Consider the following 21,365-nt stretch of genomic DNA (forward strand, 5'->3'; position numbering starts at 1 on the left):
TAAAATTTTTTCAAAAATATTTTCAGTAAAAGGAAAGGCTAGGAAAAATTTAAAAGCCTTTATCACTATACATTATATCGTGACAGTGGGAACAATAATTAACTTTATTCTAGGATGGATTGTATCAGCCATCGCAGTCTGGCTAGCGCTAAAAATCTTTCCAGGAAAACAGAAAGCAGAATCAATCACTGGAGCCTTCATAACGGCACTTATTGGAGCAATAATTTTCTGGGTCTTCAAAGTTGTAGAGATACCTTTTGGAACAGTGATAGCTATTCTTGTATGGCTATACGCCCTTAGAAAGATACAGGGCGTCGGATGGCTAGGCGCAGCAGTCATCGCGGTGCTCGTCTACATCATAAACGCCATTTTCGGCTTCTTTTTCCCAACCCTTCTTTAAAAAGACTTATTTTTCTTTTTTTATTGCTTAGCTTTGTGAGCAACAGTTATAACGAGTTAAGGTGGAACCCTCTTCTGGGATGCTGGGTCATAGTTTCAAGTCAACGTAGCAAGCGTCCCTGGAGACAAGTAGAAAGATGCCCCTTCTGTCCAGGGAGCGATGAGACTGGCTTTGGCTGGGATGTTCTCTTGCTGGATAATAAGTTCCCAGCATTGAAACGCGAAGCTAGAGTATCTCGGGAATCTCGGGATATTTACCTTGTACGTGAGGCTTATGGTTCTGCAAAGGTTGTAGTTGAGACGCCAGAACACGAGGGGGATCTAGACAGCATCCCATTTGAGAACCTAGTTAAATACATAGAGACGCTTAGGAGCGTAACAGAGAAGGAATGCATGGATGAAAAGATTCAGTATGTGCTCCCATTTAGGAACAAGGGAGAAGTGATTGGTGTCTCCCTGACACATCCGCATAGCCAAGTCTATGTATTACCATTTATTCCTCCTCGGGTAGCTAGGGAAATAGAGATGCAGAAAAAGTTCATAGAGGATCATGGAGAGTGCCTAATTTGCCACATCACCAAACTAGAGAGGGACGGAAAAGAGAGAGTCATATATGAAAACAGAGATTTTGTGGCTGTCTTGCCCTTCTACGCTATGTGGCCTTACGAGGTACACATTTATCCTTTGCGCCACTTTGGCAGTCTCAAAGAATTGAAAAAGGAGGAGGAAAAAACCCTGGCGGACGCTATTCGATTTGTCGTAGCTACTTATAACTCGCTTTTCGGCTTCAGCTTGCCTTACATGATGATTCTGCATCAAGCTCCGTGCCGCGGAGACGTGGATTTTCATTTTCACGTAGAGTTCTACCCCGTTCACAGGTCTCAAGACAAACTGAAGTACCCAGCCGGGATAGAGTGGGGAGGATGGGTTTTCACTTATGACGGCTTGCCGGAGGAAAGGGCAGGGGAACTCAAGGAGGCTGCCAGAAGGGCATACGAGAAACTTAAAGCGAGTGGGTCGCCACCCTTAAACTCTCCCGCATAGAGCTGTCAGATTTTATATGCTGTTTATTCTCATCACATTTAAATCTCACTTGTGTTTTCTCGATAATATGCGTAGAGTTGCCCCTGCGCTACTCGTGTTTTTGTTGGCTTTAGCTTATACTGTTACATGTTTGCCCGATGAATATGTCACGCTCACTGTTCTGGAAAGTGGCTTAGTCAGGGTAGACTATTCGTTAAAGGTCAATGCTACAAGTATATATGATGTTTCCCTTATAGGTACACCTATAACTGAGCTAGGCATCATAGTTACTGATCAATCCGGAAACCCATTAGCATACGACATCAACCAGACAAGTAACACTATTACCATTCTTGCCCTTAACTGCACGAGAATAAATATCAGCTATTATACCCAGACCATAACGACTTTTTCCAAAGGTATATGGAGTCTCCAGTATAATTCGCCCATAGAAAGCATTGTGAAGCTTCCAAAAGGATCCACTTTAATTTCTATGCAACCCGTACCCCTAGCCGTATCTACTTCTGACTCTAACCTCGTCCTCGAGTTTCCCAGTGGAAGCGTGTCTTTATCCTTTGCATACATACCGCAAAGTATCTCACAGGATAAAACCACGCCGCAAACAACTCCACAAGTAAACAAACAGCCAGCCTCTACACAGAACGGGTCATCTCTAGCCCCAGGCAAGCCAAGCCAAACATCCACTCAAATATTCAGCGCTGAAACAATAGGTATAGCATTGGCTATATTATTGTTTGCGGGAATAGCTATGTTCTATTTGCTTAAGAGGAGGAATGGTAACCTTTCGGAGGAAGATAGAGAAATAATAGAGCTTCTAAAGAAAATGGGCGGGGGCATGTTTCAGTCAGAAATTGGTCAATACGTGAAGATGCCGACAACAACGCTGTGGCGCCGTATAAAGAAGCTGCAGGAACTTGGATACGTGAAGGTAGAAAAAGTTGGCGGAAAAAATTATGTCAGGCTTCTTAGGTATTAGAGCCTAGTTTAAGCACTTGTTTTGCCGCTTTTACATACTCGTCTGGCACTGTGCCCTCTGCTATTATCTTTGAGAAGACGTCTGCGCTCGCCCTCTTTTGTCGTTTCTTTGTCTGTAGGTCTACGTAGATGAGGCCGAAGCGCATTCTGAAGCCGTCGGCCCACTCATAGTTGTCTGTGAGTGCCCAGTGTAGGTACCCGTTGAGCTGTATTTCTTTGTTCATTATTGCGTCTTCTAGGTATTTGAGGTGTATTGCCAGGTAGTGTGGTCTATACTTGTCGTCGCGGTCTGCGATTCCGTTTTCGGTGATCATGAGTGGGACATTGTAGTTTTTCATGAGTTTTACTGCTTCAACTATTCCTTCTGGGTAGATTTCCCAGCCAAAGTTTGTTGTGGGTCTGCCTGCTAGGCTTTGTGAGTCTGGTGTACATTCGAAGCCGTATCCCTTGACTAGGACTGGGTATGCGGGGAATGGGATTAATGGTTTTAGTATGTTGAATTTACCTTTGACGACTGCCCTTGAATAGTAATTGATGCCCATCCAGTCGAGTTTTCCCTTGTATTTCTCATAGATTTCTCCCGATTCTTGTTTGAGGTCGAAGTCTAGGTCGATCCATCCATTTACGATGGAGTTGGGAATCCATGCGTTGTGCAGATGGTGTACAACCCTTGATGCATCTATGTCTGACTTCTTTGTGGCGTTTAACGGGTAGGATGGGACAACGTTGTGTATGATCCCAACGCTTGCCGGAGCTTCGGAGCTAGGATAGGCCTTTACTTTGTCAAATTTTTTGATGACGTGGTATGCTAGGAAGTGTGCTTGGGCAATGTTGATCATTGCGTTTTTATATGCTTTGAAGTTGAATATCCCAGGTGGAAATTTTCCTTTTCTCGTTAGGAATCCCGACTCAGTTACAACGCTTGGCTCGTTGAATGTTGACCATGTGTCGACAAGGTCTCCAAAGTTTTTAGCGATGTAGGCGGCGAATTTTGCAAACTCTATGGGGAATCTGGGGTCAGCGTAGCCTAGAGGACCTTTTTTCGCATTTGTGGCTCTCGAGGTTATTGGGTCGTGGAGCCATATTGGAAGCGTGAAATGAACTAGGTTCAGGATGACGTAGAAGTTTCTCTGTCTGAGATCCATTATGATGTCGCGGTAGTGTCTTAGCGCTTCCTTGTTTGCGAGCTCGTCTAGCTTTTCAAGATCAGACTCGGATATGTCTATTTCTGTCTTTATGCCTTCCTCCTCCTCGATACCTACCTCTACGTTGAATGTTGGTTTAGGGAATATCCTGCTCCACTCAACGTTCAGCCTGTAGGCATTTAGACCTATGCTCTGTGCTAGGGCGTGATCCTCCCTGTAAAGGTGCCAATAATCTATGCCGTTTTCTGGCAAATCCCCACTAACTATTTTGTTTTCAATGTTGTATTTGTCGTGAACCCATACATACCAGTCAGTGTTTGGATCCAAGGCTTCGCCTGCTGGGTCTCCCATCTCAAACTGGAAACCTGCTAGTGATACACCCCACAGGAAATTCTTTGGGAACACTTTTAGCCACCTTTTAATTTCTCAGCTCTCTCCTTCATAAGGCTTCTTAGCCTGTCTACGTCCCTTGGTATAGTTATGGCCAACAAGGAGAAGAAGACAAAGCATAGGAGCCAAGTTGATACGCTTATCCATAGAATAGCTTCCCCCAGCCCAATGCTTTCAGCTAGCAAGCCGGACAGGAAAGGCGAAGCGGCGCTTCCAAGGTTTTCGAAAAATCTGAGATAACCTGTTGCACTTGACCTTAGCTCTGGCTCTGTAATGTCTGTTATAGCTGCTACAACGTTGGGTCCAGCCATTGGTATCTCGAACGCCGTCAAGATTGTGAAGAGCATGAATTCTTCGTTTGTTCTGGCACGGATAGCTAAGTAAATTAGTACAGCTGAGAAGAACACAACTATAGCACCAAATATGGCTCTGCCCCGCTTCGTCCTTTTGAACATCCAGTCGCCAATTACCCCAGCGACAAGGTTGCCGATAACCATGGCTATCAGCGAGATAGACATAACAACCATGACTATATCTGGGGCCATTCCTCTTTCTTTCTCCATGTAGGTTACGAACCAGAATGTGATGGCGTTCCAGGGAAAAACGCCCCAGAAGCCCTGGAGATAAAGCAATATTAGAGACCTGTTTTTCAATAAACGTGGGAGGTCCGAAAACTTCGCCTTGTAAATGTCTTCCTCGAGGAGGTTTTGAAGTTCTGGTTCAGAGCTTCCTCTAGGAATGTCCTTTATGACGAAAAATGTTAGGATTCCTATGATGACGCCTATGGGACCCGTTATGAAAAAGGCGTTCCTCCAGCTAAGACCCATCGATACAATTGACAGCGAAAGTATTGTTCCTATGATTGCGCCGAGGGGTCCCGTGGCATTTAATATACCGAGGGCTTTTCCACGGCTATAGGGCTCGAAATAGTCTGCTACCAAGCTATAGATTCCTGGTGGGGCGGCGTCATCTATGCCTGTAGCAAGCCTTGTGGCAAAGAATTCTCCGAATGTCCTTGAAAGTGCATTAAATATTGTTGTAAATCCCCATATTAGTGCAGCGAGTCCAGCAAGCATTTTGCGTGAATATCTGTCATATAGATATCCCCAGACCGGGTAAAGCAAAGCTGCTACGAGGACTGTTAGCGAGAATACTAAGCCAAGTTGACTATACGTCACTTTAAACTCGTCCATTACTTGTGGCGCCACCGCTGATATGATGAATCTATCTGCCTCGTGTATGGTCAAGAATATGAAGAAGAATATTACTATGAACCATTTATATTTTTTCGTCATAGCATTTATTAGTCACTCTCAAACTAAATAAATCTTGCGTTCATATGGTTTGTTTTTACTTGTTTCCCCTCTCAAAATTAAGGCAGACTTGAGAAGAGCCGCTAAGTTCTTATATTTCAACCCTTGATTTTGCCTTTTAGGGCGTATTGGCTCTCAAATTGAGGTGCAACATGCTTGGTAGAATCTAAACGTGCCAAAGAAGTAATCGACACGTTTGGAGTGAAGACTGACGTGTGTAGGAGGGTTGAAGAAGAATTTTTAGGTAAAGATGCAAGGCTCTTCAAGGTAGATATGGATGTTCCGGGGCAAGTCTACCTGCTTGATTCGCAGGAGGGCGTAGAAATTGCCTCGCAACCGGAGCTTGTTGGTTCAGATTTGTCTGCCAAGGCTCTAGCTTTGGCGGAGAAAGCCTCACGAATAATACTCCACATGATTAAGGATGATCAAACAGTCTTTCTCCATGTTTTGAGGGGTTCTCCTGGCTATATGTTGCATGAGGCCTTGAGGAGACATACCGCTAACATTAGAGAGATATACATTCGGATATCTAGTCATGCTGTCCCAGGCGAGAGTAGCGTAACCTATGGATCCCTTGGAGAGATACCTAGCAAGATCGAAAACGTGATTGTAGCCGATACAGTTGCGACTGGGCAGACTCTTGAATCAGCTTTCAAGTACCTGGTTAAGATAGGGGAGCTGAAGGGCCTAAGGTTTAAGCGTGTTTTTATTTATGGGTTCCTCTCCGAGCCTGGGGTTAAAAAAGTGGCAACTTTTCTTGATAGCTTGGATGTGGAGTCGGTTTTCATAGGGATCGAGGACTTGTCTGCCCTTGCTTCAAACAACTTCGATATGCCCCTATATGGTCTCGACCTTGATTTGCCAGGCAAGAATCCTCTCGGTGGCACTACAGATACCAGTATCCTGGAGAAAATGATTTATTCTTATTTTCCGGGGCTAGATCAGCCGGGTGACTGGAGCGAGAGACAGTGCATCCTTTTTACTGGCGAAAGCATGGAGCACGGCAGGATCCGTGAACACCTGGAAAAGACGTTGGCAAGGCTGGAGGCTTCAAAGAGCAAGCTTTCTGATTATGGATGGTACCCTGAATGGCTGGAAAGAGTATATGAAACGAGGAAAAGAAGGCTAGAAGAAGCTTTGACCCTGCAACATTGCCCAATGTAGCTTCTAAGATTTTTTGTCGCCATGCTTGCAGAGCTGTGCTATGAGGGGAGTTTTAAGCTTTGCATCCCTCGTTATAGCATCGTTAGTCAATACATCCACTGGGGATCCGTCTGCTATTATCCTTCCCCTTCTTAGGATGATTAATCGGTCAGCATACTTGGCTACAAGCTCTACACTGTGGGTAATGACTATGACGCTCTTATTTTTGTAGGACAATTCTCTTAATAGTTGGAAAAGTTGCTCTGAGAAGACTCTGTCCTGACCTGTTGTTGGCTCGTCAACTATAAGAATGTCGGGGTCTAGGGCATATACACTTGCCAATGCTAGGCGTCTTTTTTCGCCCTTGCTAAGGAAGAACGGGTGCTCGTCTCTTAGGTGACCAAGCCTAAATGTTTCTAGGGCAACTTCAACCTTCTCCTCAATTTCGTTAATAGGTAAACCTCGGAGCCTAAGTCCAAAAGCTACCTCTTCATAGACAGACTGGCAGAACAATTGGTGCTGTGGGTTCTGGTAAACATAGCCTACCTTTGATGCTAGCTCGAGCCTATTAAAGCTTCTCAAGTCTTTTCCATCTATCAATACCTTGCCTTCGGTTGGATCCAATAAGCCTGCGAGAATCTTGGCAAGGGTCGTCTTCCCGCTACCGTTTGGACCAAGAAAAGCCACAAGCTCGCCTGTCCCTATAGCTAGGTTAACGTTTTCAAGCGCTTTGACACTGCCTGGATAAACATGTGTGATGTTTACTGCTTGTAGCTTTGGTTTCCCCTCGCTTCTCGTCTCGTAGAATTTGCAGATGTCGTGGTTTAGGTTGCCACTTCGGGCCATTTCTAATAGCTTCTCATAGGAGGGGCTGTTTAGCCCCGCTTTGAAAGACAGCTCGTATAGCTCGGGAGGATATATTGAAAACCTCTTTAGGTGCTCTAGATTCTTGTAGAGTTCGCTTGGCTCGCCGTCGAAAACTATCTTCCCATAATTGAGAACCACGACTCTTTCAGCAAAACGTTGAATTATTTCTGGGTCCTGCTCTACAAGAATAATCGTTAGATCTGTCTCGCGCCTTAATTTTTCTACTGCCTGTATAACTTCCTCTTTGCCGAGTGGGTCTAGGTCTGAGGTTGGCTCGTCAAGGATAAGTATCTCTGGCTCTTTGGCTATGGCTGATGCTATGGCTACCCTCTGTTTCTCTCCGCCTGAGAGCTGTAACGGGTTGCGTGAAAGGAAAGACTCGTCAAGCCCTACCACTTTTAGGGCATGATTAACACGTCTATGAAGCTCGTCTTCGGATATGTCGAGTGGTTCAAGTGAAAGCGAGACTTCGTCCTCCACCGAACCCATTACGAATTGTATTTCGGGATCCTCAAACACTACGCCGACTTTCTGCATTAGTCTTGCCAGGTCTGCCGAAAGAGTGGACTCGCCGAGAACAGTGACTTCTCCTTTAAACTTCCCGGGGAGCCTCTGCGGGATAATGCCTGCAAGTGTAAGCATTAGTGTTGTCTTGCCGGCTCCACTTGGACCAGTAACCGCTAGGAATTCGCCCTTTTCCACACTGAGGGAGATGCCTTTCAGTGCATAGTCTGGCGAGGAGTAATATTGCCAGTAGAGATCCTGGACGTTGATTATCTCCACTTCAAATCACCCCGAAAATAAGTAGCTGTGCAAAGCCAAGGACAAATACTGCGAGATCCACCCTTCTAAAAGCGAGCTTTCTGTGGCGCTTCGACTTTGTCCACGGAGATATTCCTTTTGATTCAAGGGCAAGAGATACTTCATAGCTCCTGTTTATCATCAACGAGACAAGGGGTATCAATGCGTTCACGTAAAGCATGAATTTTTTTGAAAGGCTTGTTTTCTCGAAGTCTACTCCTCTAGACATCATTGCCTCTCTGATAACTTTGAAGTCTTCTAGGAATAGACTTATACCCCTAAAGAAGAGGGACACAGCTACTGAAAATCCCAAGGGTAAGTGGAGGTCTCGAAGCCCCCAAACAATGTCTCTGTCGCTTACCGTTGCAACGAATAGTGTCGCAGTGAAAATCATAGCGAGTATCCTAAAGATAAACATGCCTGCCTTGATAAGAGCGCTGTCAGTAATGCTTATCTTCCAGACAAGTGTGCCCTTCTCGGCGTTGACCTGGAGAAGGGTGTATTCAAATAACTTGTTTCCAGGGACGTTTGTGAACAGGATAAAACTCAAAACAATGAAGATGCTTATACTGGTTATAAGTATTAGGAAGCCCTTGAGTATTCTCAACGGGACACCAGCAAAGAGAAGAGTAGCAAAGACGAGGAAAACGAGAATGAGTGCCGAATGGATGTTCTTTATCAGTAGGACATCAAGAGAGAAAAAAAGAGGAACTAATATTTTGATTACAGGGTGCAACGACATATAGACATTATTCTTTGCTTCAAAGCCTGTTAGTTCTCCAAGTATTGTCGGCATTAGTTACGCCCACCATTTTTCAACGTAGAGCCCAGTTCGCTTGAAGACAGGCGTAAGTGCCACGAGGAGTGCAGTTGAAAGTACTGAGAGGACAATGAGGTCTCCTGCAACCCAGCCTACAAATACTGGCCAGAAGGCTTCGCTGGGGAGAGGCGGTGGAAAGTTAAAGATGGTTAGGGTGCCGGCTCCCCAAAGACCTGAAATAAATGAGGTCAGAATGACTCCGACAATGTATGTAGCCCAAGTCTTCTTGTCACCTACGAGTAGCCCTACAAGCAGGCCAAGTAGGGCGAGGGCTAGCCCTGTATAGACAGAGTAAACGTAAATGCTTGTGAAGGGTTCGCCAAGGCTTCCCCAGAGAACCTGTATTGTAATGCCGACCAATAGTATAATTGAGCCCAAAGAGATAAACAATGGAAAGAGCTTGGCAGCCCAGCCCCTTTTCACTGTGAAGTCTGGATCGATTTTGAGGACTCTAAAGAGGAATGCAGGTATAAAGGCCTCGATGAAGTCTGCGAAAGACCAAACAACGGATTGTAGTAAGGTGTAGCCCGAGGGATAGAGCCCCAGAAAAAGGCAACTAAAGTATCCTGCTAGGGCGCCCCACATGCCCATCCAAACACCTAGTGGAACGTAAATAGCTGCCGCGACGTACAGAGCGGATACGCCGGGCGCGCCGAGGACTGGGAAGATGAGGGACGAGACTACTGCTAGGACATATGCGACTGCCGTTGCAAATACGAAGGTGACTATGTGCATCCATGTTATTTTTCTTTTGATTTGTGCCTTCACGTGTTTTGCAACCACTTTTTATTTTTAAATTTTTCTCTCTGATTTAGCGTTAAACTTATATATTTCTTTCAAAAAAATGAAATCATGATAACCAGAAGTGAAGCAGCAATACCCCAGATCCTGGCTTGGAGAGCCCTGAAGACCCTAAGCAAACATTTTGAGCTCGGCTACTTGTACGAGATCTTGGCAGAGAACAAGATTAGGATATCACAGCCTGAACTTAAACGGTACATTGTTGGGACAGTTCTGCCTCCACAGTTAAAGGCAGTCCACATTATTCAGGCATTGAGGAGCGAGAACGTCTTCGCCCAAGTTGTTCAGAACAAGCTGAAAATCGATGAGAACGGCGTGGTCAACGTAGCAGAGCTGGCCTACGATGAAGACGTCTTGACAGTGGCAATGGCCGAGGCTTATTTATCGTTTTTTAGAAGCGTAGACGTCGTCTTGACGGCTGCAGTAAATGGTATCCCACTAGCATCTCTACTTGCTTGGGTTTTAGACGCCAAGCTGGCAGTGGCACGCAGGGAGCGGGAAAGCCAGTCGATAAAATACCTCTCTGCACAGATTTTTCAGACAGATCCACCCAGCATTGTCCACATATATCTCCCGGCGAACCACATACCAAAGAACTCTAGAGTGCTCATAGCTGATGACCTACTCCGTTCAGGAAGAACTCTGAAAGCACTATTGAATATTGTCCGCGACGCTGACGCGTACACTGTGGGCGTCTTTGCAATAGTATCTTTGAGCAATGCATGGCGGAGTCTTCTCAGCGAGGAAGTTAAGTCTCGGGTCTTGCTCAACATTCAGCAGTGAAAAACAATCTTTTTTTCTCTTGCATCAATAATTACGCATGGTAATTACTTCTATAATAGTTCCCTTAGTATTGACAGGGCTTCATAGGTATTTTTTGCTTCACGGAGGCTGTTCACTATTTGTTCTCCTTTATTTGCGAAGAGTTCAGCTAAAACTTGGAGAAATTTTAAATGTGATTTTTTGTCAGGAGAGGAAAAAGCCACTACTATGTAAACGGGGTCGTTATGAGAACCGAAGTTAACACCTTTACGCACTACTAGTATAGAGAAACACGTCTTTTGGGCACCTTCCTCTGGTCGTGCATGGGGAATAGCAAGTCCAGGAGCAATTGCAATATAGGGTCCCAATTCTTGACATGTCTTGATCATTCCTTCTATGTAGGATTCTTCTATGCAATTATCTCTCTGCAGAAGCTTACCTGCAAGGATTACTGCTTCTTTCCAGTCTGACACTACTTCCACAACTTTGATTCTTTCCTCAACCGCCTTCCATATCTCGTTATAGGAGCAGGCCACATTTCATTGCGTGGCTGAAAAACAATAAATACTTTCTTACAATTAAATTTTAAGGTAAGGTGAAAAACCGATGACTTATAGCTACATTTTAGGAAGAGAATTAAAAGTTCTCACTGTATGTGGTGTTGGGCAGGGAAGTTCCTTGATCATGAAAATGTTCGTAGATGATGTATTTAAGGAACTCGGTATTCCTGCAAAGGTTGAACCAACAGAAATATTGACTGCAAAAGCCGGAGGCGCCGATATTATCGTTTGCTCTATAATACATGAACCCGAATTAAAAGGCTCGGCAAAAATAATTGTAGGATTAAAGAGTCTCGTGGATAAAAAAGAGATGAGAGAAAAGATAACAAAAGCACTACTTGATGCTGGATGGATAGAGAAAAAATAAAAAAATTAATTTATTTCTTATTTGAAGAAAGGTCCTAAGATTGCCTTTAACAACCAGATAATTATGTACCAATCTGGGTCAGCTAGTGTTGCAAGTTCTGGAGCATAAGTCAATGCATTCAGGGTAACTGCCTGCCCAATAGCTAAGAAAGCACCATTTATAACACCTCCAAGTACTGCGCCTTTCCAGCCTCCAGTTCTATTTCCAAATACAGCTGCTGCTCCGCCTGGGAAGAATAACATTATCATTGGCGGAACAATTATTGCAAAACCTGTCGCTGCAAATAATCCCATGAATACTAGGAAGACAATTAAACCACTTACGAATCCGATAACTACTGCAGTTGGTGCCTGCGGAAAAACTACTGGGCAATCAAGTGCTGGTTTTGCTCCTGGAATAAGTTTCTGTGCTATACCTCTAAACGCTGGGACAATTTCTGCGATAAACATTCTTACTCCTGTTAAAAGAACAACGATGGCTACGGCGAAGTATATGCCTCTCAGAAAAGCCCAAATTATAGGATTGAGCTCTCCAGCTAATTTAACTACAGCAGTTGGGTTTATGGCATAACCTATTATGGCGGCTATGATCATTATTAAGCCCAGGATTACGGCTGTACTTACAGCGTAGTCTTTAAAGAAGCTTAATGCTTTGGGGAATTTTACTTGTTCTGTGCTCTCTTCTGGTTTACCTATATATTTACCTAGATAGAAAGCTAGAAAAGCAGCCGAAGATGATGTATGACCAAAAGCTATCTCATCTGTGCCCATAACTTCTTTCATTGCAGAGTGTATATACCATGGCTGTATGCTCCAGTAGAGTGCCATAACTATTGAACCGATTGCTATTATCTCGAGGGCTGACGCATTAGGTTTAATGGTGAGAAGAGTTGCAACAACAGTTAAAGATACCCACCACATCAAGTGTCCTGTTAAGTAAACGAATTTTATTTTGGTGAATCGGGCAATTATCAAGTGGATAATAAATGCAACAGTCATTATCATTGCTGCATAGCTACCAAACTTAGCAGTAAAGTCTCCTAGAGGGATATACCCGGGCGGGTATTTTGGCTGGAAGCCAACCGCAGTACCTACAATGTTTTGAAAGTTTACCAATTCATTAACAAAAAGAGTGGCGCCGGCAATCATCATTACGACTCCTATCATTACTTTGAAGGTGCTAGTTATAATCTCCTCAAATGACTTTCTCTGTATCAATAAGCCTATTAAGGCTACTAGGCCTAGAAGTATTGGTGGTTGTCCAAGAATATTTTGCCCGATCCAGTACAAAATTTCTAACGGGCTCATACGGTAGTAATACTTTTTTAAACTATTTATTTTTTACGCCATTGTAATAAATATTAGCATATAAACATTAAGAAGAAACTTAAACTAATCAGCAAAAATACAACCAATATGTGTAGCCTTTTATTTCATAATTCCTTCAGCTAGTCACGCAATTATATTGGATGCATGGGGTCTAAAGTAATAAGTTATCCTTTTATTCTTGAAAGGTTTCAGCACTAGGTGAAGAAATGTTGTTGATAGTTGTTGACTATGATGGAACTCTGGCTGAGGAGAATCATCCTGTTAGATACGAAGTGGCCCAGTCGGTCATGACTCTAAAACAAAAGCATGGTTTTAAGCTAATTCTAGCTACGGCCAGACCTTTAAGCGACATTGAGAGATTCGTTGAAGCGAGTTTGTTTGATGCCTTGGTTCTTGAGCTTGGCAGTGTTCTCTTCTTCCCGCCAAGTGATTTGATCTTATTTAGGCCTAAGTGGTGGAACACGTTTATCGAAGAGGTTTCTAGAGTTGTCCCCAGGGTTAACCTGGGAGAAGTTCTGTATTATTTTGACCAAGATAATATTTCCCTAGCGCAACATGTATTATTAAACAAACAGAGTGAATACTCTGTGGAAATGAAGAAGGTAGGTTCGCGGACTCATGTTTTTGCACCAAGGGGGCTTGATAAGGGTGTCGGGGTGTCTAGGCTTTTACAGGTAACTGGCTGGGATGCTAAGAATATGGTTGCTATTGGAGATAGCGCGTCTGATATACCAATGTTTCGGATTGCCCGCTTTAAGGTGGCTGTTGCTAATGCGGATCAAAAATTGAAAGAGATGGCAGACTATGTGACTAATAGGCCTTATGGTGAGGGGGTCGTAGAAGGCTTACAGAAGATTCTTGGAGAACCAAAGTGAAAAGAAAAAATATTTTTGTTTATCCCAGGACTCCTATTAAAGCAAGCACGAAGGCTGTGAGGAACAGGATAATGACAGCTTTACCGTAGCTGTAGCCTTTTGTCTTGATGAGCCAGTAGGCATATAGTGTAAATAGGAGTGGGAGCAGTGATGGCATGAGCTGGTCTAGAACTGGCTGCAGCTTGATGGCCTGGCCACCGTACTGGGCTAAGACTATTGGTGTTGTTGCTCTGACGTATGTGGCTGCTATGCCTCCAACCATTGCCATTGCAAATGCTGCAATTCCTTCCCTGAATATCTTGAGGACGTCTCCCTTTAGTACCTCAGCCAATGATAGACCATACTTGTATCCATAGACGAGGGAATAGTATTTGATTGCCCATGAGACGGGTATCCATATGAGGAGTGCAACTACTGGGCCAAGGATATTTCCATGTACTCCTAGGGAGGCGCCTATGAGGAATGCTATTGGGAGGATTGTGAACCATATTAATGAGTCTCCTAGTCCAGCGAATGGCCCCATTAGTGCTGTCTTTATGCCTCGTATAGTGTCTGGGTCTGCACCTTGTTCTTCTAATGATATCGTCATTCCGTATATTGCATTGTGAATGTGTGGCTCAGTATTGTAGAATTCGTTGTGTAGTCTCATCCAGGCTTTCAGTTCTTCTGGGTCTTTTCTTAGCTTCTTCTCTATGTCTAGCATTCCATGTGCAAATCCTGTGCCCATCATTCTTTCATAGTTCCAGGAGGACTGAATAAACCATGAAACGCCAAACCATCTGATAAAGTCTTTTGTTGTGGCTTTTCCAGCTGGAGGCGCTGTTGTAGTTGAAAGCTGTGTCTCGAGGGTTTCGCGGTGTATGAAATAGTAGATGGCAAATATTATCGAGCCAGCGATGAGTGCTATTGCTAGTAGGCTTAGCTTGAGGTAGGCGGCCAGTGCGAATCCAAGAATGAAGAACATGACGTTTCTTCTAGAAATCATAAGCTTCATTAAGATTGCGGCTCCGAGTGCTGGTAGAACTGCTCCAGCAACAGCCATCGCATCCCAGAATTTAATGACAAATGGCCCTATGTATACTACTTGTAATGCGTCTATGGCGGCTTTAACTGCTGGCGGGTTGATTGCTAGTGCACCTACAAAGAGCCATATAGGTATGGCTCTGGAAAGACCCCAGGGAACTGCACCCAATATGTTTATTATTGGTATCATTCCATAGTTTCCTCTCTCTATTTCACGGTCGGCCCAGTGAGTGAATACGGCGTCAAAAGACCTTACAACGATTTCTATGTTCATCGTTAGAACTGCAACTGGAATTGCTAGTGGTACAGCTGCCTCCGGCTTCAAACCGGTCACTACGGCTACGACGACTGATGCTATTGTTCCTGTTGCGGCCTCTGGCACTGTGCCTCCACCGATTGTAAAGAGACCTGCAAAGACGAATTCGAGTAGTGAACCTACTAGTAGACCCGTTAGTGGGTCTCCAAGGAGAATGCCTGTTATTGTGCCGGCTACTACGGGGCGCCAGATACCTAGCGGGGTTACCCAGATGTAGTCTAGTCCGAAGAAGAATGCTAGGAGTCCTAGAAGTCCCACTTCGAATGGTCCAATTGCTGTCATACAAATGTATTACGGATATTGCTTATTAATAAAATTTTTGGATTATAAATGTTTCTATCGAAAATATTTTTAATTCAAATATGCCTGTTTTACAGCTGTGGCTAAAAGAGTTTTGGAAATGACTGGTAAAGAGCTCTCAAAATGTTTAGCTAAAGATTTTAAGGCAGCTGTTCTAAGCTCTGAGGGGAGGACCATTGCAGCAGAAATCGTGGTTACTGCTCCTCCACTCATAGATGGGGTCTCCAATGTCGAGTTGGCGGCGTCATTTGGTGCGGATGTAATTCTTCTGAACATGATTGATGTATTTAATCCCAGGATTGAGGGTGTTCCTGAAAAGTATTATACTTCTTTTTCGATGCTTTCTGAATTTCTCGGCAGGTTTGTCGGCCATAACCTTGAGCCTGTGGATCCTGGATTGCTTCCTGCTGGAAGAACTCTTTCCGAGGAGAGTGTCAAGGCCAGCATTGATTTGGGATCTAAACTATTAGTTGTTACGGGGAATCCAGGTCTTGGCGTGACTTGGAGTAGGATATCTAAAGGTGTAGAATTGGCGAGAAAAATTGCTGGAGATAGAGTTTTGGTTTTTGGTGGAAAGATGCATAGTGGAGGCTTGAGAACAGAAGAGATGTACGACTTGAGACTTATTGAAGAGGTTTTAGCTAGGGGTGCCGATGGAATAGTGATACCTGCACCTTACACTGTTCCATGGTCACTGCCGGAAAATGTGAGTTCGGTTGCTAAGCTTGCTTATAGGTATGATGCTGTACTTATGTGTACAATTGGGACGTCTCAGGAGGGGGCCCAGAGAAGTGTAATCCGGAAAATCGGTTTAACCTCGAAGGCATGCGGCTGTGATATTCACCATATTGGGGATTCTGGGTATGGGATGAGGGTAGCTCTTCCAGAGAATATTTTGGAGCTTTCTTTAGCTGTGAGGGGTGTTAGACATACTTATAGACGTATCGCTATGTCTTATTTGAGGTGAGGGGTATGAGGATAGTGTTTGCCTCTCATGGAGGCCTTGGGTGCGCAATGCGTGAGGCTGTTTCAATGATCCTTGGCTTATCTGTCAAAGAGAAGACTGATTGTGTAGATCTTTTAGAGGGAGAGAGCCTCGAGAATTACTATGAGAAGCTTTCGGGTAAAGTGGATCCTGAAACAATAATATTGGCTGATCTGTTTGGTGGGACTCCTAGTAGGGCCGCATTAATGTTGCTCCAAGAGGGAAGGGCTAAGGCTGTCATTACAGGTTTTAACATGGCAATAGCTATAGAGATCCTCACGAATGAAGATCTCGGAAGTAATCTGCAAGAATTTATTTCTAGAGTAAAGGACGCGGGCTTGCAGGGAATAAGAGCCTTTGTGGGACCTCAGCTTGTTGAAATTTCAAAATAAAACTGGTCTTAATGATGCCTAGAAAAAGCTTAAAAGATAAAATGAAAACTTACATGAGTAAGAGTTTGGGTGTAATTGATGGAAAACAATCAGAATATTATCATTCGTATTGATGACCGTTTTATACATGGACAAGTAACAGCGGCATGGACAAAGAAATTTGGAGCAAATGCTATTTGGGTGGTAAACGATAAGATAGCTAGTAATCCTGCCTTGAAGCAGTTGCAGGTTATGCTTGCGCCCCCAGGCATTGCTGTTGAAGTGTTGAAGGTAGAGGAGGCTGCTATTAAAATCAAGAATGTAAATAATAATCTAAAGATATTAATGCTCTTTGAGAATCCAGTCGATGTTCTAGCTTTCATTGAGAAATCTGGAGTAAATGTTGAGTGGGTTCTCTTGGGACAGATGGGTTATAGAGCTGGGAGAGTCAAGGTGGAAAAAACATTCGATATTGGTCCCGAGGATCACAAGGCTTTGCTTAAGCTTCTCGACATGGGTATAAAGCTTTATTATCAGCAACTTCCAGATTTTCCACCGAAGCCGTTAGATATGGCTGAGAAGATAAGAAGTATAAAATTCTAAAAGATGATGCCTAGTGAAGATTAAGGCTGGACTTATAGGGGCGGGGTGGTCGGCTCAGGCACAAGGATGGACACTTTCTTCACTAAACAGAATAGTTAAAAAGAAAGATTTTCCCGAAATAGAGCTTGAAATTGTTTTGAGTAGAACAGCTACTCATGCAGAGGAAACTGCTAGGCAGTTTGGGTTCAAAAGGTGGACAACAAGCGAAGATGAGGTTTTCAATGTAGATTTAGATCTCGTTGCAATTGCTACACCAAATAATACGCATTATCCTTTAGCGTTGAAAGCTTTAGAAAGAGGGTTTAACGTTGTCTTGGAGAAGCCTGTAGCTCTAAGCCTCCATGAAGCCGGCGAAATAGAACGCTATGCTGTTAAAGCAGGCAGAAATGTGACTGTATGTTTAGTTTCGAGGTTTACCCCGGGAATCCAATACTTGCGTGGACTTCTTAGGAATGGGGAGCTAGGAGACTTTCTAGAGTTCCGGGGTGTAATAGCCCATGCAAAGCATGCTTACAGAGATACTCCTTTCGAGTGGAGAATGAGCAAGGCCATTGCAGGAGGTGGGGTTTTTGCAGATATCGGCGTGCATGTTCTTGACCTTGCTGAAAACGTCACAGGCAGACGCATTAAGAGGCTTTTCGGCAAGGCCTATACGCTAATAGGTGAGCGAATTGATCCCGCGACTGGTACAAGGCGTAAAGTTGACACAGAAGACGTTGGTTTTGCACTTCTCGAGTATGACGAGGGACAAGTAGGCAGTATTGAGGCTTCAAAAGTGTCTCCAGGCTTTGAAGAACAGATGAGAATAGAGATCTATGGCAGTGAGGGGAGTGCAAGATTCCTTCTGAATGAGCCTCACAATCTTTATGTCTTTAAGAGAAAGAGTAAAAGCATCGAGAAAATAGTAAAAGGTTACGAGGAGATTTATCCAGACCTAGTATGGCCAATTTCAAAGAGCTTTGAGGGATGGGTTTACTCCTATGTTATCTTGTACAAGCAGTTTATAGAGTACTTAGCAGGTCTACGGGAGGACTATCAGCCAACCTTAAAAGAGGGGCTTCGAAACCAGCAGTTGTTGGACTCGTTTTATCTTTCTAGCTCACAGGGAACCTGGATCGATGTCTAGCACATTACATATCGCAGAAAACACTTGTTGACGCGTTTTCTCATCTACAAACTGCATTATTTTTTCGTATCCTGGCTCGGCCTCCTTCATCAATAAGTAGCCAAAATATTCATTTGTATATCCTACAAGCGCAAGATATCGAGGCTCCACCAGTTTTTTTAAACTTAGAGAAATATCTGAATGCAGTTCGAACGGGACGAATACCATTTTGAGGTCGCCCAGATTTAGACCTATTATTTCAGCTTTCGCTGTGTATCTTTTCTTTGAAATAATTGGATAAAGTTTGTTTAAAGCTTCTATTCCTTCTCTCAGCGACTCGCTTCTACGTGTTCCGTCTTTCCATGTAGGCATCGATAGCTTGCGTATTTCCTCCTCGGTATATTCTTTGAAAGAAACAGTTATTTCTTTGGACACTATTCTAAGATTTTCCACATTGTGGAGCCTAAATTTCGATACCAAAACTTGGCGTGCAAATTCATTGCCGATTCTTTCAGCTTCACTGAATGTTTGTGCTCTCCTGGTAAACCTTGTTGAAATATTGCCTGCCGCACCATTTAGGAAGAGGCCTATATTTGTTTTAAGGACAGAATAAAGTCCTTTGAGAATATATTCAATGAGATCCTTAGTTATAAGTAAATTGTCGGGTCCTAATACTGTAGGGTGGACTGCGTAATTTACAAGGAAACCCTTAGTTTCCCCCTTCGAGGCAAAAGTTAGCAGAAGTGCCTCGTTGTCTATAGGGTTTCGTGGATCGTTTCTGTCTGTGGCTATATCTCTTATCTTTGTTTTATAGATATATGTCTCAGTTGGTTCGAGGTTATTAGCTATGTTTGAAAAAGTCTTCTCGGTTTGTTCCACAAAATAATCGAAGTAGTCCTTTCGGAAAACATTGTCTCCAAAAGTAAGCAAGAGGTTTGTAAACAGAGTCGCTGGGGCTGAGTGAGTATGTGTAGCAGTAACTATAACATTGACATTTCCAATTGTCTTTTCTGCTACTCTTTGAATTGTTTCCTTGATATGTGTGTCTACCCCTAAAAGGTCGAGATTAACAAGCAAGACCGCTGACTCGTCTTCAATAAGTAGTGCTCGGAGTTCTATATCGTCATGTACTCCCTGCGATTTTTCTCTCCTGGTTATGTAGCCAGCCAACTCGTGTCCTTGAGCCGGCTGAGGAGTTATAGTTGTCTTTGTGAAGGCTAACTCTAACAAGTTGTACCCCTTACTGTGTAACGGCTTTTACTAGGTGCCTAGGAGTATCTATGGGCCTGTTTAGTTTTTCGCCTAGTCTATAGGCGAGGAGCTGGAGAGGTACAGCCAGCGATATTGGGGCAAGGTGCCTCTCAGTCTCTACGGCTCGTATGGTAGTTACGCCGTCTTGTGAAAGCTCAAGCAACTTCTGATTGTTCTCAGAGCCTATCACTACTACGGTTGCACCTGTTTGTCTGGCCATCTCTATCGATGGAAAAGTTGCCTCTGCAGAAACCTTTTCGACAGGCATAATAAATATCGTGGCGAAACCTTGCTCTACAAGGACGAATGGACCGTGCTTGAATTCTCCTGCTTCGACACCCTCGGCGTGGAAATACGAGGCCTCTTTTAGTTTTAGTGCTCCTTCTAGTGCGAGGGGATATGTTAATCCTCTTGAAACTACATAGCCTGACCTGCAAAGAGATATTTTTTCTGCGGCTTTTGTTGCTTCACTATCTATGAATGCAAGCCTTTCATCAAGGCTTTGTGCAAGCTTCTTGATAGCTTCAAGCCTCGCTTTTTGCTCGGATTCCTCTATTTTGCCTTTTTGTCTTGATGAGCTTAGGGCTACTAGGTAGAGAACTTGAAGGGTTGAGGTGAATGTCTTTGTGGCTGGAACGGCTATTTCTGGTCCTGCGGCAATTGGTAAGTAGAGATTGGAGAGCCTAGCGAGCCTCGAGCCAACATAGTTGGTTATTCCAAGAATCGTGGCTCCTCTAAGTTTTGCCTCGTATAGAGATGATAATACGTCTCCAGTTTCTCCAGACTGGGAAATAGCAATGACGAGGGTTCCTGGCCCGACGTTTTCCAGGTAGTATAGTGGGAACTCGGCCGCACTTGTCACTATTGGGCTTATGCCGGCGAGCTCGGAGAAGTAGTAGGAGGCTATCATGCCTGCGTGTAGGCTTGTGCCGTTTGCTATGATGTAGATATTGTCGGCTCCTGTTACCAGTCTTCCCGCGAGGTTCAAATATCTCTTTTGCACAGAACTGAGCGTTCTTAGGAGAGCTTCTGGCACTTCGTTTATTTCCCTAAGCATGTGATGTTTATAGCCGCCTTTCTCGACGAGTATGGGGTCGAGTTGGAGCGGTAAAGACTGTACCTGTTTCGCTAAGCCTTCTGAGGTGTAAATGGTGGGCCCATCTTTTGAAAGGATTATTAGTTCTCCTGGAGAGAGCTCGCCGTATTGGTCTGCAAAGCCGTGCAGGGCGTATTGGCTACTGGAAAGGAGAACGTATTTGTCTGACAGCCCGTAGAAAAGTTTGGGCCCATTTGTTGTCGCGATTATTCTTTGTTTTTCTGCCTCCAGAACTGCAAATGAGAAGTATCCTTCCATTTTCGAGTAAATCTCCTTCAGGAACTCTGATGACTGATATTCTTTGTTGAGAAGAGACTCAAATATATGTGCAACTACCTCAAAGTCTGATCTCGAAGTAATCTTGTGGCCCTCCATCAGCAGTTTGTCTCTTAAATCTTCATAGTTTGAGAGTGAGCCGTCTCCGACGACAGCAATCCTTCTTTCACAGTCGGTGTGGGGATGAGCATTTTCAACAGTGGGTCGTCCATGGGTGGCGAAGCGCGTGTGTCCCAAGACTATTCTTGAGGATATGTTTTCTAGTCCGAGTTTCGCTGAAACTGCCTCTATTGATCCCGCTTCCTTGAAAATCTCTATGCGTCCGTCTAGAAGAACAGCTATTCCCGAGTTGTCTGCGCCCCTGTATTTAAGCCTTCTAAGGCCTTCTATTACTATGGGAACAGTGTTTTCAGAACTTTTTGAAATAGCAGCGAATATTCCTCCCATTT

Annotated in this window: 21 protein-coding genes; 11 read left to right on the plus strand and 10 right to left on the minus strand. The window is 44.0% G+C overall.

Features of this window, described 5'->3' with window-relative positions:
- The first annotated feature begins 76 nt into the window (after positions 1-76).
- The 3 genes from QXT17_RS04110 to QXT17_RS04120 all read left to right on the plus strand — a co-directional run bounded on the left by QXT17_RS04110 (position 77) and on the right by QXT17_RS04120 (position 2,419).
- Positions 77-400: a hypothetical protein gene (locus QXT17_RS04110; protein ID WP_052885548.1), complete on the plus strand. Its 324-nt coding sequence runs from the start codon at positions 77-79 to the stop codon at positions 398-400.
- 35 nt (positions 401-435) lie between these two features.
- Complete coding sequence (gene galT / locus QXT17_RS04115) at positions 436-1,443, plus strand: galactose-1-phosphate uridylyltransferase (RefSeq protein ID WP_020962999.1); 1,008 nt, start codon at positions 436-438, stop codon at positions 1,441-1,443.
- 67 nt (positions 1,444-1,510) lie between these two features.
- Complete coding sequence (locus tag QXT17_RS04120) at positions 1,511-2,419, plus strand: winged helix-turn-helix transcriptional regulator (protein ID WP_187147004.1); 909 nt, start codon at positions 1,511-1,513, stop codon at positions 2,417-2,419.
- Here the strand turns inward: QXT17_RS04120 and bgaS are convergent.
- Together bgaS and QXT17_RS04130 are read right to left on the minus strand one after the other, a co-directional pair.
- Positions 2,409-3,968 carry a beta-galactosidase BgaS gene (gene bgaS / locus QXT17_RS04125; protein WP_052885547.1) on the minus strand — a complete coding sequence of 520 codons (1,560 nt, stop codon included), beginning with the start codon at positions 3,966-3,968 and terminating at the stop codon, positions 2,409-2,411. The genes QXT17_RS04120 and bgaS overlap by 11 nt on opposite strands.
- A 2-nt stretch (positions 3,969-3,970) precedes the next feature.
- Positions 3,971-5,248 (minus strand): MFS transporter, encoded by a 1,278-nt coding sequence (locus QXT17_RS04130; protein WP_020962996.1) that lies wholly within the window; start codon positions 5,246-5,248, stop codon positions 3,971-3,973.
- 174 nt (positions 5,249-5,422) lie between these two features.
- Between QXT17_RS04130 and QXT17_RS04135 the strand changes: the two genes are divergently transcribed.
- Complete coding sequence (locus tag QXT17_RS04135; protein ID WP_020962995.1) at positions 5,423-6,430, plus strand: phosphoribosyltransferase; 1,008 nt, start codon at positions 5,423-5,425, stop codon at positions 6,428-6,430.
- A 3-nt stretch (positions 6,431-6,433) separates the two neighbouring features.
- On the opposite strand, the gene QXT17_RS04140 is transcribed toward QXT17_RS04135, so the two are convergent.
- The 3 genes from QXT17_RS04140 to QXT17_RS04150 are packed head-to-tail and all read right to left on the minus strand — an operon-like array spanning position 6,434 to position 9,665.
- Positions 6,434-8,059, minus strand: coding sequence for an energy-coupling factor transporter ATPase (locus QXT17_RS04140; RefSeq protein WP_342784343.1), 1,626 nt, complete (start codon positions 8,057-8,059; stop codon positions 6,434-6,436).
- 1 nt (position 8,060) lies between these two features.
- Positions 8,061-8,873 (minus strand): energy-coupling factor transporter transmembrane protein EcfT, encoded by an 813-nt coding sequence (locus QXT17_RS04145; RefSeq protein ID WP_020962993.1) that lies wholly within the window; start codon positions 8,871-8,873, stop codon positions 8,061-8,063.
- A 3-nt stretch (positions 8,874-8,876) separates the two neighbouring features.
- A complete protein-coding gene (locus QXT17_RS04150) occupies positions 8,877-9,665 on the minus strand; it encodes a hypothetical protein (protein WP_148682119.1) in 789 nt (262 codons plus the stop codon).
- An 84-nt stretch (positions 9,666-9,749) separates the two neighbouring features.
- On the opposite strand from QXT17_RS04150, the gene QXT17_RS04155 reads away from it, so the two are divergent.
- Positions 9,750-10,481: a phosphoribosyltransferase family protein gene (locus tag QXT17_RS04155; RefSeq protein WP_020962991.1), complete on the plus strand. Its 732-nt coding sequence runs from the start codon at positions 9,750-9,752 to the stop codon at positions 10,479-10,481.
- 50 nt (positions 10,482-10,531) lie between these two features.
- Here the strand turns inward: QXT17_RS04155 and QXT17_RS04160 are convergent, their stop codons facing one another.
- On the minus strand, positions 10,532-10,996 hold the full coding sequence (locus tag QXT17_RS04160) for a PTS sugar transporter subunit IIA (RefSeq protein ID WP_020962990.1): 465 nt from the start codon (positions 10,994-10,996) through the stop codon (positions 10,532-10,534).
- A 70-nt stretch (positions 10,997-11,066) separates the two neighbouring features.
- On the opposite strand from QXT17_RS04160, the gene QXT17_RS04165 reads away from it, so the two are divergent.
- Positions 11,067-11,387 carry a PTS sugar transporter subunit IIB gene (locus tag QXT17_RS04165; RefSeq protein WP_020962989.1) on the plus strand — a complete coding sequence of 107 codons (321 nt, stop codon included), beginning with the start codon at positions 11,067-11,069 and terminating at the stop codon, positions 11,385-11,387.
- A 17-nt stretch (positions 11,388-11,404) separates the two neighbouring features.
- On the opposite strand, the gene QXT17_RS04170 is transcribed toward QXT17_RS04165, so the two are convergent.
- Positions 11,405-12,694, minus strand: coding sequence for a PTS ascorbate transporter subunit IIC (locus tag QXT17_RS04170; RefSeq protein WP_020962988.1), 1,290 nt, complete (start codon positions 12,692-12,694; stop codon positions 11,405-11,407).
- A 227-nt stretch (positions 12,695-12,921) separates the two neighbouring features.
- Between QXT17_RS04170 and QXT17_RS04175 the strand changes: the two genes are divergently transcribed.
- Positions 12,922-13,590, plus strand: coding sequence for a phosphoglycolate phosphatase (locus QXT17_RS04175; protein WP_020962987.1), 669 nt, complete (start codon positions 12,922-12,924; stop codon positions 13,588-13,590).
- Positions 13,591-13,609: 19 nt separating this feature from the next.
- On the opposite strand, the gene QXT17_RS04180 is transcribed toward QXT17_RS04175, so the two are convergent.
- Positions 13,610-15,211 carry a PTS system mannose/fructose/sorbose family transporter subunit IID gene (locus QXT17_RS04180; RefSeq protein ID WP_020962986.1) on the minus strand — a complete coding sequence of 534 codons (1,602 nt, stop codon included), beginning with the start codon at positions 15,209-15,211 and terminating at the stop codon, positions 13,610-13,612.
- Between the two features lie 97 nt (positions 15,212-15,308).
- Here QXT17_RS04180 and QXT17_RS04185 point away from each other — a divergent pair, with 97 nt between their 5' ends.
- The 4 genes from QXT17_RS04185 to QXT17_RS04200 all read left to right on the plus strand — a co-directional run bounded on the left by QXT17_RS04185 (position 15,309) and on the right by QXT17_RS04200 (position 18,314).
- A complete protein-coding gene (locus tag QXT17_RS04185; protein WP_020962985.1) occupies positions 15,309-16,196 on the plus strand; it encodes a hypothetical protein in 888 nt (295 codons plus the stop codon).
- 5 nt (positions 16,197-16,201) lie between these two features.
- Positions 16,202-16,606 (plus strand): PTS sugar transporter subunit IIA, encoded by a 405-nt coding sequence (locus tag QXT17_RS04190; RefSeq protein ID WP_148682118.1) that lies wholly within the window; start codon positions 16,202-16,204, stop codon positions 16,604-16,606.
- A 78-nt stretch (positions 16,607-16,684) separates the two neighbouring features.
- Positions 16,685-17,188, plus strand: a complete 504-nt coding sequence (locus QXT17_RS04195; RefSeq protein ID WP_020962983.1) for a PTS sugar transporter subunit IIB — start codon at positions 16,685-16,687, stop codon at positions 17,186-17,188.
- 13 nt (positions 17,189-17,201) lie between these two features.
- Positions 17,202-18,314, plus strand: coding sequence for a Gfo/Idh/MocA family protein (locus QXT17_RS04200; protein ID WP_020962982.1), 1,113 nt, complete (start codon positions 17,202-17,204; stop codon positions 18,312-18,314).
- Here the strand turns inward: QXT17_RS04200 and QXT17_RS04205 are convergent.
- Both QXT17_RS04205 and glmS read right to left on the minus strand, forming a co-directional pair.
- Positions 18,288-19,523, minus strand: coding sequence for a neutral/alkaline non-lysosomal ceramidase N-terminal domain-containing protein (locus QXT17_RS04205; RefSeq protein WP_052885546.1), 1,236 nt, complete (start codon positions 19,521-19,523; stop codon positions 18,288-18,290). The genes QXT17_RS04200 and QXT17_RS04205 overlap by 27 nt on opposite strands.
- Before the next feature lie 10 nt (positions 19,524-19,533).
- Positions 19,534-21,363 (minus strand): glutamine--fructose-6-phosphate transaminase (isomerizing), encoded by a 1,830-nt coding sequence (gene glmS, locus QXT17_RS04210; RefSeq protein ID WP_020962980.1) that lies wholly within the window; start codon positions 21,361-21,363, stop codon positions 19,534-19,536.
- Positions 21,364-21,365: the final 2 nt, after the last annotated feature.

This window comes from Thermofilum sp. (assembly GCF_038871435.1).
Taxonomy (GTDB): domain Archaea; phylum Thermoproteota; class Thermoprotei; order Thermofilales; family Thermofilaceae; genus Thermofilum; species Thermofilum adornatum.